16 protein-coding genes and 1 tRNA gene are annotated in these 13,303 nt (G+C 61.9%); 11 read left to right on the top strand and 6 right to left on the bottom strand.

What is annotated here, in order from left to right; all coding sequences use genetic code 11:
• Positions 1-79 precede the first annotated feature (79 nt).
• The 8 genes from murA to yacG all read left to right on the top strand — a co-directional run bounded on the left by murA (position 80) and on the right by yacG (position 5,645).
• Positions 80-1,372, top strand: a complete 1,293-nt coding sequence (gene murA / locus FJ548_RS17735) for a UDP-N-acetylglucosamine 1-carboxyvinyltransferase (RefSeq protein ID WP_140778546.1) — start codon at positions 80-82, stop codon at positions 1,370-1,372.
• 325 nt (positions 1,373-1,697) lie between these two features.
• Positions 1,698-2,132, top strand: a complete 435-nt coding sequence (locus FJ548_RS17730; RefSeq protein WP_140778545.1) for a DUF2948 family protein — start codon at positions 1,698-1,700, stop codon at positions 2,130-2,132.
• Between the two features lie 7 nt (positions 2,133-2,139).
• Positions 2,140-3,432, top strand: coding sequence for a histidinol dehydrogenase (gene hisD / locus FJ548_RS17725; RefSeq protein WP_140778544.1), 1,293 nt, complete (start codon positions 2,140-2,142; stop codon positions 3,430-3,432).
• 6 nt (positions 3,433-3,438) lie between these two features.
• On the top strand, positions 3,439-3,924 hold the full coding sequence (locus FJ548_RS17720) for a UPF0262 family protein (RefSeq protein ID WP_140696707.1): 486 nt from the start codon (positions 3,439-3,441) through the stop codon (positions 3,922-3,924).
• Positions 3,925-3,972: 48 nt separating this feature from the next.
• Positions 3,973-4,383 (top strand): low molecular weight phosphatase family protein, encoded by a 411-nt coding sequence (locus FJ548_RS17715; RefSeq protein ID WP_140778543.1) that lies wholly within the window; start codon positions 3,973-3,975, stop codon positions 4,381-4,383.
• Positions 4,384-4,582: 199 nt separating this feature from the next.
• Positions 4,583-4,801, top strand: coding sequence for a translation initiation factor IF-1 (gene infA / locus FJ548_RS17705; protein ID WP_006200926.1), 219 nt, complete (start codon positions 4,583-4,585; stop codon positions 4,799-4,801).
• Between the two features lie 23 nt (positions 4,802-4,824).
• Positions 4,825-5,451 (top strand): Maf-like protein, encoded by a 627-nt coding sequence (locus tag FJ548_RS17700; RefSeq protein WP_140610325.1) that lies wholly within the window; start codon positions 4,825-4,827, stop codon positions 5,449-5,451.
• Entirely contained in the window at positions 5,448-5,645 is a 198-nt protein-coding gene (gene yacG / locus FJ548_RS17695; protein WP_140778542.1) for a DNA gyrase inhibitor YacG, read from the top strand. Before FJ548_RS17700 ends, yacG begins: the two co-directional genes overlap by 4 nt.
• 87 nt (positions 5,646-5,732) lie before the next feature.
• Here the strand turns inward: yacG and FJ548_RS17690 are convergent, their stop codons facing one another.
• Entirely contained in the window at positions 5,733-7,130 is a 1,398-nt protein-coding gene (locus tag FJ548_RS17690; protein WP_140778541.1) for an alpha-glucosidase/alpha-galactosidase, read from the bottom strand.
• Positions 7,131-7,255: 125 nt separating this feature from the next.
• On the opposite strand from FJ548_RS17690, the gene FJ548_RS30845 reads away from it, so the two are divergent.
• Positions 7,256-7,561, top strand: coding sequence for a helix-turn-helix domain-containing protein (locus tag FJ548_RS30845; protein ID WP_348640943.1), 306 nt, complete (start codon positions 7,256-7,258; stop codon positions 7,559-7,561).
• Positions 7,562-7,596: 35 nt separating this feature from the next.
• Positions 7,597-7,672 (top strand) — tRNA-Phe (locus FJ548_RS17680).
• A 55-nt stretch (positions 7,673-7,727) separates the two neighbouring features.
• On the opposite strand, the gene FJ548_RS29880 is transcribed toward FJ548_RS17680, so the two are convergent.
• The 5 genes from FJ548_RS29880 to FJ548_RS17650 all read right to left on the bottom strand — a co-directional run bounded on the left by FJ548_RS29880 (position 7,728) and on the right by FJ548_RS17650 (position 12,148).
• Positions 7,728-7,928 (bottom strand): hypothetical protein, encoded by a 201-nt coding sequence (locus tag FJ548_RS29880; protein ID WP_181168824.1) that lies wholly within the window; start codon positions 7,926-7,928, stop codon positions 7,728-7,730.
• A 333-nt stretch (positions 7,929-8,261) separates the two neighbouring features.
• Positions 8,262-9,275 carry a zinc-binding alcohol dehydrogenase family protein gene (locus tag FJ548_RS17665; protein ID WP_140778540.1) on the bottom strand — a complete coding sequence of 338 codons (1,014 nt, stop codon included), beginning with the start codon at positions 9,273-9,275 and terminating at the stop codon, positions 8,262-8,264.
• Positions 9,276-9,349: 74 nt separating this feature from the next.
• Positions 9,350-10,270: a sugar ABC transporter substrate-binding protein gene (locus FJ548_RS17660; protein WP_140610332.1), complete on the bottom strand. Its 921-nt coding sequence runs from the start codon at positions 10,268-10,270 to the stop codon at positions 9,350-9,352.
• Positions 10,271-10,358: 88 nt separating this feature from the next.
• The gene (locus FJ548_RS17655; RefSeq protein ID WP_140696721.1) at positions 10,359-11,144 is read right to left on the bottom strand and encodes an ATP-binding cassette domain-containing protein; all 786 of its coding nucleotides are present in this window, start codon (positions 11,142-11,144) and stop codon (positions 10,359-10,361) included.
• A complete protein-coding gene (locus tag FJ548_RS17650; RefSeq protein ID WP_140778539.1) occupies positions 11,144-12,148 on the bottom strand; it encodes an ABC transporter permease in 1,005 nt (334 codons plus the stop codon). The genes FJ548_RS17655 and FJ548_RS17650 overlap by 1 nt, the downstream gene beginning before the upstream one ends.
• 207 nt (positions 12,149-12,355) lie before the next feature.
• Here FJ548_RS17650 and FJ548_RS17645 point away from each other — a divergent pair, with 207 nt between their 5' ends.
• Entirely contained in the window at positions 12,356-13,252 is an 897-nt protein-coding gene (locus FJ548_RS17645; RefSeq protein WP_140778538.1) for a GntR family transcriptional regulator, read from the top strand.
• Positions 13,253-13,303 lie beyond the last annotated feature (51 nt).

Genomic DNA, 13,303 nt, shown 5'->3' with positions numbered 1-13,303 from the left:
CCAGACCGGCCGATGGTCTAGACGGGCCGACACTCAAACGATTGAAGCGGCCTTTTTTGGCCGAGAGGGACGTTCTCCAATGGATCGCATCAGAATTGTCGGCGGCAACAAGCTTGCCGGAAGCATTCCGATCTCGGGCGCGAAAAACGCCGCCCTGCCGCTGATGATCGCCTCGCTTTTGACCGACGACACGCTGACCTTGGAAAACGTGCCGCATCTGGCCGATGTCGAGCAACTGATCCGCATCCTTGGCAATCACGGCGTCGACTATTCGGTCAACGGCCGCCGCGAAAAGCAGAATGAGGGCTATTCGCGCACCATCAACTTCTCGGCCCGCAACATCGTCGACACCACGGCGCCTTACGAGCTGGTGTCGAAGATGCGGGCCTCCTTCTGGGTGATCGGGCCGCTGCTGGCCCGCATGGGCGAGGCCAAGGTGTCGCTGCCAGGCGGCTGCGCCATCGGCACGCGGCCGGTCGACCTGTTCCTCGAAGGCCTCCAAGCACTGGGCGCGGACATCGATGTCGACACCGGCTACGTCATCGCCAAGACCCGCAATGGCCGCCTTGTCGGCAACCGCTATGTGTTCCCGAAAGTGTCGGTCGGCGCCACCCATGTGCTGATGATGGCGGCCTCGCTGGCCAAGGGCGAGACGGTGCTTGAAAACGCCGCCTGCGAGCCCGAAATCGTCAATCTCGCCGATTGCCTCAACGCCATGGGCGCGAAAATTTCTGGCGCCGGCACGCCTGTTATCACCGTCGATGGGGTCGAGGCGCTGTCGGGCGCCCGCGTACGCGTGATCCCCGACCGCATCGAGACCGGAACCTACGCCATGGCGGTCGCCATGACCGGCGGCGACGTCGTGCTCGAAGGCGCGCGTCCCGAGCTTTTGCAGACAGCGCTGGACGTGATTTCGCAGACCGGCGCCGAGATCACGCAGACCAATTCCGGCATCCGCGTCAAGCGCAACGGCGCCGGCATTTCGCCTGTCGACGTGACGACGGCGCCCTTCCCGGCCTTCCCGACCGATCTGCAGGCGCAGTTCATGGGCCTGATGACCATGGCCAAGGGCAAGTCGCGCATCACCGAGACCATCTTCGAGAACCGCTTCATGCATGTCCAGGAACTGGCCCGGCTCGGCGCCCACATCACGCTTTCCGGCCAGACGGCGATCGTCGACGGCGTGGCTAAGCTGAAAGGCGCACCGGTGATGGCGACCGATCTTCGCGCCTCGGTGTCGCTGGTCATCGCCGGCCTGGCGGCCGAAGGCGAGACCACGGTCAACCGGGTCTACCATCTCGACCGCGGCTTCGAGCGGCTGGAGGAAAAGCTGTCCAATTGCGGCGCGTTGATCGAGCGGATTTCCGCTTAGCGACCCCAAGGCAGCCGCTTCAAGGCGGCGTCCAATGGGCAATTGTCGAGTCGGCACCGCCCCTCATTTGCCTGACGGCATCCGCGATCGGGGGCGTCCTTTTACCCCGTCCCTATACGGGGAGAAGTGCCCGGCAGGGCGGTGGGGCCAGCGCAAAGCTGAAGCGATTGTCCTGTCGCAGAACCTCTATGGCGGTTGCGTGCTTCGAAAAGACCGCCTAGAGCCTGTTTTGTCCGAGCATGATCTTTGCCAAAACCGGTTTCCACTTTTCGGGATCATGCTCTAACAGAAGGCTGAACAGTCAACTTTCAGGTGCGAAATCCGCATGAATGCCCTCAAGCTTATCGCGCTCGACGACCAGGACCTGGGCATCGTCTCGGCCCATGTCCAGGATGCCGTGATGAAAGTTTCGGACCTCCAATATCTGCCCGCGGCCAAGCGTTTCGTGCTGACCATGAACCGCTTCGTCTGGGAGGCGAAGTCAGGCCTGTTTCGCCAGCATAACGAGCGGCGCCAGGCGGTGCTGCATTTCGACCGGGTGCTGGGCGCCAAGACCAACGGCATTGCCCGCGACAACCCGGCCGAGGTGCTGTCCCTGCTGGCCATCAGCTTCATCGAGATCAGCAAGCCCGCCGGCATCGTCGAGCTGATCTTTTCGGGCGGCGGCACCATCATGCTCGATGTCGAGTGCATCGAGGCCCGCCTTGCCGACATCGGCGGCGCGTGGCAAGCCACGTCACGTCCCGTGCATAGGGCTTGAGCGTCTCATGGCCATCACGCTTCGCCACTCCGACGCCGATTTCGAGCAGCGTTTCGCCGCCTTCCTCACCACCAAGCGGGAAGTGTCCGCCGACGTCGAGACCGCGGTGCGCGAGATCATCGCGCGGGTACGCGCCGAGGGCGACGCGGCGCTGATCGACTATTCCAGCCGATTCGACCGCGCCGACCTCAAAAGCATCGGCATTGCCGTAACGAAGGACGAAATCGCCCGCGCCTATGAGGGCGCCGATGCGCCAACGATAAAGGCGCTGGAATTCGCGTGCGACCGGATACGCGCCTATCATGAGCAGCAGCTTCCGAAGGACAATCGCTACACGGATGCCGCCGGCGTCGAGCTCGGCTGGCGCTGGACGGCGATCGAAGCCGTCGGCCTCTATGTGCCGGGCGGCACCGCAAGCTATCCAAGCTCGGTGCTGATGAACGCCATACCGGCCAAGGTTGCCGGCGTCGAACGCATCGCCATCTGCGTGCCTGCCTCCGGCGGCGCCATACCGCCACTGGTGCTGGTGGCGGCCGACATATCAGGCGTTTCCGAAATCTACCGCGTCGGCGGCGCGCAGGCGATCGCGGCCCTTGCCTATGGCACCGAAACGATCCGTCCGGTGGCCAAGGTCGTCGGCCCCGGCAATGCCTATGTGGCGGCGGCAAAGCGGCAGGTGTTCGGCACGGTCGGCATCGACATGATCGCCGGCCCCTCGGAAATACTCGTGGTGGCCGACGGCGACAACGATCCGGACTGGATCGCCGCCGATCTGCTGGCCCAGGCCGAACACGATGTGTCGGCGCAGTCGATCCTGATCACCGACGATCCGGCCTTCGGCAAAGCTGTCGAACGGGCCGTCGAACGCCAGTTGCAGAGCCTGCCACGCGGCGAGACGGCCGCGGCGAGCTGGCGTGATTTCGGCGCGGTGATCGAAGTTCCGACCATCGAGGCCGCACTGCCGCTGGTCGACCGCATCGCGGCCGAGCATGTCGAGCTGGCCATCGACGATGCCGAAGGCTTCCTGTCGCGGATGCGCAATGCCGGCGCCGTCTTTCTCGGCCGCCACACGCCCGAAGCCATCGGCGACTATGTCGGCGGCTCCAATCACGTGCTGCCGACCGCACGCTCGGCGCGGTTCTCGTCGGGCTTGTCGGTGCTCGACTTCGTCAAGCGCACCTCGGTGCTCAGACTTGGACCGGAGCAGTTGCGCGTTCTGGCGCCGGCGGCGATCGCGCTCGCCAGGGCGGAAGGGCTCGACGCGCATGGCCGCTCCGTCGCCATACGGTTGAACATGTAGGCTGATATGACGGGCTCCGATCAAACCCGCGCAAAACTGATCGATGTCGAACTCGATGAATCGATCGGCCGTTCGACGCCCGATGTCGAGCATGAGCGGGCGGTGGCGATCTTCGACCTGATCGAGGAGAACAGTTTCCGGCCCGTCAATGACAGCGGCACAGGCCCCTACCGGCTGAAACTGTCACTGGCCGAACAGCGCCTGGTCTTTGCCGTGGCGCGCGAGGACGGCACCGGGGTCGTCACCCATATTCTGTCGCTGACGCCGCTGCGGCGCATCGTCAAGGACTACTACATGATCTGCGAAAGCTATTACGACGCCATCCGCTCCTCGACGCCGAGCCATATCGAGGCCATCGACATGGGCCGCCGGGGCCTGCACAATGAGGGCTCGCAGACGCTGATGGACCGGCTCTCCGGCAAGATCGACATCGACTTCGATACGGCGCGCCGGCTGTTCACGCTGGTCTGCGTGCTGCACTGGCGGGGCTGATCCCTGGCACCCGGCGCCCTGCCCCGCTCGATCCTGTTCCTGTGCGGCATGAATGCCGTGCGCTCGCCGATGGCCGAGCAACTGGTGCGCCGGATGCTGCCCGCTACCATTTTCGTCGCCTCGGCCGGCGTGCGCGCCGGCGAGCGTGACCCGTTCGTCGATGCCGTGCTTGCCGAGGAAGGCCTGTCGCTGGACGACCGTCACCCGAGGACGCTGGACGATCTCGAGGACGACTATTTCGATCTGATCGTGACGCTGGCGCCGGAGGCGCACCACGCCGCGCTCGAGCTCACCCGCTCGCTCGCCGTCGAGGTCGAATATTGGCCGACGCCGGACCCAACCGATGCCGGCGGCACGCGCGAACAGATCATGGCGGCCTATCGCGATGTGCGCGAGCGGCTGAAGTTGCGCATAAGCCGACGTTTTTTGCTTCCAGAAGCAAAAAACGCGACGGATTAAGCGTGTTCACAAGCGCACGATTATCATATAGGTTCCGCCGAAATTCCGGCTGGAGTCGGATGATTTGGGGTCTGTTCGACCTGAAATCCGAATCCGCCTCCAGGTCAAAGAGTAGAGCATGATGTTGTCCGAAAACCGCTTCACACTTTTCGGCATCATGCTCTAGGCGCCGGAACTGCCATCCAAGCAAAGGTATCGAATGCCGAAGGAAGAAGTCCTCGAGTTTCCTGGTGTCGTGACGGAATTGTTGCCCAACGCGATGTTCAGGGTGAAGCTCGAAAACGAACACGAGATCATCGCCCATACGGCCGGCCGCATGCGTAAGAACCGCATCCGCGTGCTGACCGGCGACAAGGTTCTGGTCGAGATGACGCCATACGACCTGACCAAGGGCCGCATCACCTACCGCTTCAAGTAAGATCAAGGCCCGGCCGGAACGCAATGAGCATTTTGCACAAGCTGGTGCTTGCCTCGGGTTCCCCGCGCCGCATCGAACTCTTGCAGCAGGCCGGTATCGAACCGGACCGTGTGCTGCCCGCCGATGTCGACGAAACACCGCTGCGTGCCGAGCATCCGCGCTCACTGGCCAAGCGCCTGTGCCAGGAAAAGGCCGAGAAGGCGCTTGCCTCGCTGAAGACCGAGACGGACTATGCGCCAAGCTTCGTGCTGGCCGCCGACACGGTGGTCGCGGTCGGACGGCGCATCCTGCCCAAGGCCGAAACACTGGATGACGCCGCCAATTGCCTCGGGCTGTTGTCCGGCCGTTCGCACCGGGTCTATTCCGGCATCTGCCTGATCACGCCGGGCGGCAAGCTGCGCCAGCGGCTGGTCGAGACGCGGGTGCGTTTCAAGCGGCTGCCGCGCGAGGAGATCGATGCCTATGTCGCCTCGGGCGAATGGCGCGGCAAGGCCGGCGGCTATGCCGTCCAGGGCCTCGCCGGTGCCTTCGTCGTCAAGCTCGTCGGCTCCTACACCAACATCGTCGGCCTGCCGCTCTACGAGACGGTGGCGCTGCTTTCCGGCGAAGGCTTCAAGATCCATCAAAGCTGGCAGTCCGCGCGGCCATGAGCCTCGACGACAAGGTGACGCCGCTGCGGCCCAAGCGCCCTTGCCCCGAATGTGGCAAGCCGTCGGCGCGCGAGACCTATCCATTCTGCTCGAAGCGCTGCAAGGACATCGACCTCAACCGCTGGCTGAAGGGCGCCTATGTCATCCCCGCCCGGGACGACGAGGAAGACCCCGACGCCGACGAGCCGAAATAGGGCTGGGATCGCACCGTCAGGCCGCCCCGGTCTTGCGGGCAGCGCCTGACCCCGAAAATCGATCTCCGGAAAGGATCACGCGCAAAATCAAAGTGCTACCGCGTCCTTTGCGCGTCCAAGATGGACGCGCGGCGCTGTGGTGCGCGCCCAAGCCGGCAGCCAGTCGCCGTGGGCGGCCAGGAGATCATCGACCAGTGACCATATCTGGTCGAGATCGAGCTCGGCTGATGTGTGCGGATCCATCATCGCCGCATGGTAGATGTGCTCGCGATTCTCAGCCATCAGCGCGCGCACCGTCAGTTCCTGGACGTTGATGTTGGTGCGGATCAGCGCCGTCAGCTGCGGCGGCAGGCCGCCTATATAGGTCGGCTGGATGCCGGAGGCATCGACCAGGCATGGCACTTCGGCGGCGCAATCGCGCGGCAGCGAAGTGATGCAGCCATTGTTGCGGACATTGCCGTAGATGACCGACGGCTCGCCCGTCCAGACCGAATTCATGATCGAGGAGGCATATTCCCTCGATTGTTCGACCTGAATGCGGTCGGCCGAACGATAGGCTTGCGCCTGTCCCTTCCAGTGCTCGATCTGCTCGACGCAGCGCTTGGGGTATTCATCGAGCGGAATGCCGTATTTCTCGATCAGGTCGGGGCGGCCCTGCTTGATGAAATAGGGCGTGTATTCGGCGAAATGCTCCGAGCTTTCGGTGACGAAATAACCGAGCCGCGTCAGCATCTCGTAACGCACCTTGTTGGGGCAGCGCGGATTCCAGCCGGGCTTGGGGGCGCGGCCCTCGCGGTAGGCGCGGATGAGGTCGGGATAAAGGTCGCGGTAGGAACCGTCCGGCTGGCGATGCTCGAAACTGAGATAGAAGGCCATGTGGTTGATGCCGGCCGAGCGGTAGCGGATCTCCTCATAGGGAAGGTCGAGATCGTGCGCCAGTTCCATCGCCGTGCCTTGCACCGAGTGGCACAGCCCGACCTGCCTGATGTCAGGATATTTCTCTGCGATCGCCCAGGTGTTGATCGCCATCGGGTTGACGTATTGCAGCATGGTCGCCTGCGGGCAGACGGCCAGCATGTCCTCGCAGATTGTCCACAGATGCGGAACGGTCCTGAGGCCCCGCATGATACCGCCGACGCCGAGCGTATCGGCGATGGTCTGGCGCAGGCCGTATTTCTTCGGCACCTCGAAGTCGGTGACGGTGCACGGCTCGTAGCCGCCGATCTGGAAGGCGACGACGACGAAGTCAGCGCCGGCGAGCGCCTTGCGCTGGTCGGAATGGGTCTCGGCCTGCGCCTTGACGCCGAGCGTCGCGATCAGCTTGTTGACGACGACGGCGCTCTCTTCCAGCCGCTGCGGATTGATGTCCATCAGCGCGATCGTCGCGCCTGAAAGGGCTGGCCGCTGCAGCACGTCGCCGACGATGTTCTTCATGAACACGGTCGAGCCGGCGCCGATGAAAGTGATCCTGGGATGTCTGGCCACGCCAACCTCCGGGCATATGTTCACGCCATAGCCTTATGCCGCGTGCAGGCTGCCGCCGTCCAGCCGCTCGAGTTCAGCCGGGCAAAGCGCGACGGGTATGACGCTCAAATGAACATATCGAGCTGTTGCGGCTGAACCGCGCGCCGGCGCTGTTGATGCATCAGGACGCGAACGTGCCGCGCATTGCGATGAACCCTGGCTTCGGCTCGCTCAGCACCTTCAACAAATCCATCCGCAAGCTGACCGGCATGGCGCGGTCCAACTTCCGCAAGGGATTGGCAAGCGCCAAACAGGCGCGCGCATGGCACGGAAGCAGCCCATCGGGCAGCATTTCTTTTCCTGCAGGAAATCCACATCTAGGCGCTGGACAGGCCGGATTCCCATGCTATAACCCACGCGCTTTCAAGGGGCGCCCACGGCGCTTCCCGTGAAATCCGGAGCGCGAGTTATTCGTTAGCCGGAACAGGCCCAGATAGCTCAGTTGGTAGAGCAGCGGACTGAAAATCCGCGTGTCGGTGGTTCGAATCCGCCTCTGGGCACCATCACTTATTTTAAGATTTTTCCGTCGATTCCGCATTTCGCAATCCAAGTTTTCTTTTATTGGCGAACTGCCAAAGCCTCATCAAACCATAGCGAAGCTGAATTTCGCTTGGTCTCTCGTTTTGCCACAATTGCTGGCGTGTCGTAGGGCCAGTGCAACTCGACAGCGCGAAAGCCCACCTGAGCAGCCGCCGCTATACGCTTCAGCAGTGGCAGGTCCAGCCATAAGAACTCCAAATTTGCCGAAAGTCTTGCCATCTACTTCAGCTTGAATAACGAGTCGACCGTGGCCTTGTCTTCGACGGGCGGGTGGCGGACGACTTCAAGCTGATGACCGGCACATGGGTGCAGGCCGGCAAGCTGCGGCTCGACATGCTGGAGTCATTCGGCGGGCTGGTCCAGGACCTGGTGGTCTGCGGCCATGACCGCGTGGAAGTCGGCATGCTGGTCTTCCCGCGTCCCACGCAACTGCCGGCCGCCAACAGTTCCCAGGACACCTTGGTGAACGAGGCATTGATGGCGGCCATTGCCAACCGGATGGTTCGGACGACTTTTGCTTCCCTTGTGTGTTGGGGTGCCTCAGTGAACAGCCTAAACGGCTATCACCGCCTTGATAAGCCCCGACTTTTGGTGGACCCAATGCGGGATATCGCGGAGGCTGTCGCGCAGGGTCGTGCGGTCCGTTATAAGCTTGGCCACAGGAACGGTGTCATCGTGCATTGCCGCCATGACGTGGTCAAAGTCGACTCGAAGCGCGTTGCGGCTGCCCATCAACATCATCTCGCGCTTGTGGAATTCGGGATCGGAAAAGCTGATCTCCTCCTTGATGACGCTGACCATTATCAAGGCTCCCCCATGCGCCACATAAGCGAAAGCGGCCTCTATCGACGCCCTGTTGCCGGTCGCATCAAAAACAAGGTCGAAACACTCGCCATCGGTTCGCTCCCGCACCAGGTCGGCGGGCGACAACGAAAGTCCATCGATAACGGGGAAACCGAGTTGACCTTCGGCGAAATCTAGCCTTTCCCGGCGGACGTCCATGATCGTCACTATCTGGCCGGCAATACGTGCAAATAGCGCCGTGCCGAGTCCGATAGGGCCGGCGCCGATGACCAGAGCACGTTTCCTGGCGGCAAGTTGGGAGCGCCGCACCGCGTGGGCACCGATGGCCAGGAATTCGATCGCCGCCGCATGGTCGAGCGACAATCCTCCGATCGGATAGAGATTGTCGGCAGGCACGAGCAACTCTTCACACATACCGCCGTCGCGATGAACGCCCAACACCTCGATCGATACGCAGCAATTCGGCTTGTTATCACGGCAGGCTATGCATCTGCCGCAAGCAAAATAAGGATTTACGACGACGCGTTCGCCGATGCGGATAGGGACGCCTTCCCCGATCGCAGTCACCGTGCCTGCGAGTTCATGCCCCATGACACGTGGATAGGCCAGGTAGGGATGCTTGCCTTCGAAGATGTGATAATCGGTGCCACATATACCGACATGGCTGATGCTGACCAGCGCCCATCCTGCCCCCGGCGGGCCGGGTGGGGAGCGATCTTCGAAGATCAGTTCGCCGGGTCGTCGGCAAACGAGCGCTTTCATGCGGATCACCTTCCTTGGAGTGTTCCAAAAAGAACCCGGCGGTTGAGAAGACCGCCGGGCCAAGGTGTGGGAGCTTATTCGAAGTCCTTGACGTTCTGCGGCGTCACGAGGCCAGCGCCGGTGTCCACATTGGCGTCGACGGCCTCTCCGCGGATCGCCTTGACCACAGTATCGATGCCAAGCTCGCCCATCTTTGCCGGAAATTGTGCAACGCTGGCGTCTTCCGCACCCGACTTGATCGCTTCGATCTCGCCGCAGCAGGCGTCGAAGCCGACCAGTATGATCTTATGATTGGCCATGCCCGCATTGCTGATCGACTTGACGGCGCCTGGGATTGGCGGGCCACAGGCCGAGTAGATCGCCTTGAGATCGGGATTGGCGGTGAGGATGTCTTCGGTCACCGACGTGCCAAGTTCGAGCGTGCAGTTGGTTGCGCCCTTGCCGACAACGTCGACCTTGACGTCGCCCAACCCCTGCATCATGCCGGTGACGCGGTCGTCCAGTGCCGGCACCCCGGGAACGCCCTGCAGGATACCGATCTTGTCGCCACTCTTCAGCACGGTCTTGAGGTACTCCCCGGCGATCTTGCCGCCGTTGAGGTTGTTGGTCGAGACCAGCGCTGTTTGACCTTTCCAGTTGGGAATGCTGTTGTCGACGAGAACCACCTTGATGCCGGCAGCGACCGCCTTGTCGAGCGCCGGCGCAACCGTCGGGTCGACCGGAGTGACAGCCAGGCCCTTGACGCCTTGCGTGATCATGGACTCGATCAGCGCAATCTGGCCCTCGATGTCGGTCGCGGCCTGACCCTGGCCGGTAACCAGCTCGATTTCAGGATGAGCGGCCGCGTATTTCTTGGCGGCCTGTTCCATGGTCGAATAGAACGGCACTGGGAATTTGGTGATCAGGCCGATCTTGATCTTGTCTGCTGCCGAAGCCGGCAGCGCAAACACGACCGCGATAGCGATCCCTGCAAACAGTTTTCGGTTGATTGGCATTCCATTCCTCCCTTGAATTGAGACGCCTCCCGGTGGGGAAGGCCTCAGGCATTTGAGGGCCGCAACGGTCCCCAAAATCTCGAACGGATCAGGCTCCAACGATCATGGAAACCAGCTCTTGTTTGTTGTGCCTGGTCGGCACCAGCTCGCCGACCTTGCGGCCCTGGCGAAGCACCACGGCGCGATCGGCGAGTTCGACGACATGCTCCATATTGTGAGTTATCAGGATCACGGCATTGCCCTGGTCGCGGAGCGCAGCAACCAGATTGAGCACTTGGCGTGATTCACGCAGACCGAGTGCAGCGGTCGGCTCATCCAGGATGACCACCTTGCGGGCAAATACGGTGGACCTGGCGACGGCGATGGCTTGCCTTTGTCCCCCGGACATCATGGCGACGACCGCGTCGAGCCGCGGCAGGGTGACCCTGAGGTTTGCCAGCAGGACACGGGTCTCGGCGTCCATCCTGCGCTGCTGCAGAAATCGCAAGCCGCGCGGAAGCCATTGCGGCCAGGCCAATTCGCGACCGGCAAAGAAGTTCTGCCCGGGCGTCAGATTGTCGAACAGCGCCAGATCCTGGTAGACGGTCTCGATACCGGCGAAGCGCGCATCCGCGGGGGAGCGTATCTGCGTCGGCGCACCATCCAGGACAATCGCCCCGGCATCGAGTTGGTGTACGCCGCTGATGCATTTGGTCAGCGTCGACTTGCCCGCGCCATTGTCGCCGAGCAGGCCGACGATTTCGCCTTGCCGCACTTCGATGCTGACGTCGTCCAGGGCCAGAACCGAACCGAAACGCTTGGTGGCACCGCGTACGGCCAGCACGGGTTGGTCGGCAATGGCGGCCCGATCGGCATTGGTCGCAACGGCGCTCATCACTGCCTCCCAGCCTGCATGACACGCACACGCCCTTCGAGATAGTTGCGCAGCACGTCGGACTCGACCGCGATAACGATGACCACGCCGATGACAATGAGCTGGAAGAAGACGTTGACGTTGAGCAGGTTGAGTGCGTTGCGGATGACGCCAATCATGATGGCGCCGATTAGGGCATGGCCGAGATGGCCACGGCCGCCGAGAAAACTGGCACCGCCGATAATCACCGCCGCGATCGTATCCAGTTCAAGCAAATTGCCAAACAGGGGGGAACCGGCGTCGGTGCGGCCGGCGAGTATGACCGCGCCAATGCCGGCGCACAGCCCCGAGATCACGTAGACCGAGACCAGGACCCAGTGCACAGGAATGCCCATGCGCAAGGCAGCGTCGGGGCGACCGCCGACAGCATAAATCCACCGCCCCCAGACCATCGTCTTGGCCACAGCGAAAAGGACCGCCGCAACGCCTGCAACGACAAAGACCGATCCCGGCAGACCCCAGACCGCATCGCGCCCCAGCGCATCTATCGAATCTGGCATTCCAGGAATGGCGCGCCCATCGGCCAGTTGAAGCGCCAAGCCCTTGGCGATGCTCAAGGTTGCCAGGGTGATTATGAAAGGATGCGGCAGCCGCCCGAAGACGTAGAAGAGCCCGTTGATGGCGCCCACCGCCGCACCGCAGCCAACCATCACCGCGATAACCGCGATGGCGGGAGCGCCGGCATGAAAGCTAAGGGCGCCGACGACGGAAGCCAGTGCGACGTTCGATCCGACCGAAAGGTCGATGCCGCGTGTGAGGATCACCAAATGCTGGCCCATTGCGACAACCGAGATGACGGCGGTCTGGCCGAGGATATTGCTGAGATTGCGCCCGGTCAGGAAATAGGGTGACAGGAAACTGAGAACGGCTATCAGCAACAGCAATATGATGACCGGGCCGGCGCCCAGCAATGCCAATCCGAGCGCCAGGCCAGGGACGGCGCCCGGCCTCTTCGGCGCAAGCATTGAGGCTTGGCTAACAGCGGTGCTGGTGTTTTCCGTTTTGGGCAAAACCCCCTCCCCGCCCAGGCTTGCGTAAGCTTGGGGCGTCAGAACCAAGGCTTTATTTTAGCTTCCTCTTATCGATAAAAAACAATCAACCCCGCTTGGTCAAGTTGTTTTTTATGGATAAAGTTCATGCAAAAAGGACAAGGTTGCTGAGAGGCAAGTCCGATGCGAACCGACACCGTCTACAAGAAGGCTTTCAACCGCGTCGCCACCATGCTGCGCGATGGACAATTGGCTGGTGAATTACCGTCCGAAAATGAGCTCAGACGGCGAGTGGGAGTGAGCCGCACGACCGTCCGAAAGGTTCTACAGGAACTTGCTCACCGCCAACTTGTCGCCGAGCGCAGCGGCGTGAGGACGGCGGGCCGTGCGGTGGAGGATAGCGACTACTACCCCGACGACGAAACCACGTCCCGAGCCAAGCACGTCGAACAGCAGTTCATGGAGTGGATGCTGCGGGGTGACACCAGACCCGGCACCAGCATCAACGAACTTGAGCTTGCGCGGCAATTCGGTGTTGCGACCAATGGAATTCGCGAGTTCCTCATTCGCTTTAGCCGATTTGGATTGCTCGAAAAAAGGCCGAATACCGGCTGGCTATTCAAGGGCTTCACCGAAGACTTCGCCCTCGAGCTGTTCGAGATCCGGGTGATGTTCGAGTTACGATCGGCGCATTTGTTTTCGAGGCAGCCTGACAACTCTCCTCTGTGGGGAAAACTCGCCGCGCTCAAGAGCGCGCATACCGAACTGCTGAAACGGATTGAAAGCCGCTTTCACGACTTCTCCGGTCTCGACAACCGGTTTCATCGGCTCATAAACGAAGCTTCGCCCAATCGCTTCATCGACGATTTCTATGACATCATTACCTTCATTTTTCACTACCACTATCAGTGGAACAAGCGGGACGAAAAGCAGCGCAACCAAGCGGCGATCCTTGAGCATCTCGCCTATATCGACGCCCTTGAAAGCCGCGACTCCGAGCGAATTGAGCGAGCCTGCGAAGCGCATCTGGCTTCGGCAAGAGCAACGCTGATGCGTTCGCTGATTGGACTTAATGAATGATGGAAACCGACCCATTGAATGGCAACGGGGTATCTCTGGAATATCTGGAGA

Source organism: Mesorhizobium sp. B2-4-17, assembly GCF_006441275.1.
GTDB lineage: Bacteria > Pseudomonadota > Alphaproteobacteria > Rhizobiales > Rhizobiaceae > Mesorhizobium.
Note: the sequence above shows the minus strand (reverse complement) of the source record. Positions and strands in the feature narration are given on the sequence as shown.

What these genes read in the sequence shown, in the direction of transcription:
- FJ548_RS17650 (WP_140778539.1), bottom strand. Translation starts at nt 12,148, where the DNA reads ATGCTTGCGCCGAAGAGGCCGGGCGCCGTCCCTGGCCTGGCGCTCGGA.
- FJ548_RS29880 (WP_181168824.1), bottom strand. Translation starts at nt 7,928, where the DNA reads ATGGCAAGACTTTCGGCAAATTTGGAGTTCTTATGGCTGGACCTGCCA.
- FJ548_RS17645 (WP_140778538.1), top strand. Translation starts at nt 12,356, where the DNA reads ATGCGAACCGACACCGTCTACAAGAAGGCTTTCAACCGCGTCGCCACC.
- FJ548_RS17730 (WP_140778545.1), top strand. Translation starts at nt 1,698, where the DNA reads ATGAATGCCCTCAAGCTTATCGCGCTCGACGACCAGGACCTGGGCATC.
- murA (WP_140778546.1), top strand. Translation starts at nt 80, where the DNA reads ATGGATCGCATCAGAATTGTCGGCGGCAACAAGCTTGCCGGAAGCATT.
- infA (WP_006200926.1), top strand. Translation starts at nt 4,583, where the DNA reads ATGCCGAAGGAAGAAGTCCTCGAGTTTCCTGGTGTCGTGACGGAATTG.
- FJ548_RS17715 (WP_140778543.1), top strand. Translation starts at nt 3,973, where the DNA reads ATGAATGCCGTGCGCTCGCCGATGGCCGAGCAACTGGTGCGCCGGATG.
- FJ548_RS17655 (WP_140696721.1), bottom strand. Translation starts at nt 11,144, where the DNA reads ATGAGCGCCGTTGCGACCAATGCCGATCGGGCCGCCATTGCCGACCAA.
- FJ548_RS17700 (WP_140610325.1), top strand. Translation starts at nt 4,825, where the DNA reads ATGAGCATTTTGCACAAGCTGGTGCTTGCCTCGGGTTCCCCGCGCCGC.
- FJ548_RS17720 (WP_140696707.1), top strand. Translation starts at nt 3,439, where the DNA reads ATGACGGGCTCCGATCAAACCCGCGCAAAACTGATCGATGTCGAACTC.
- yacG (WP_140778542.1), top strand. Translation starts at nt 5,448, where the DNA reads ATGAGCCTCGACGACAAGGTGACGCCGCTGCGGCCCAAGCGCCCTTGC.
- FJ548_RS17660 (WP_140610332.1), bottom strand. Translation starts at nt 10,270, where the DNA reads ATGCCAATCAACCGAAAACTGTTTGCAGGGATCGCTATCGCGGTCGTG.
- FJ548_RS17665 (WP_140778540.1), bottom strand. Translation starts at nt 9,275, where the DNA reads ATGAAAGCGCTCGTTTGCCGACGACCCGGCGAACTGATCTTCGAAGAT.
- hisD (WP_140778544.1), top strand. Translation starts at nt 2,140, where the DNA reads ATGGCCATCACGCTTCGCCACTCCGACGCCGATTTCGAGCAGCGTTTC.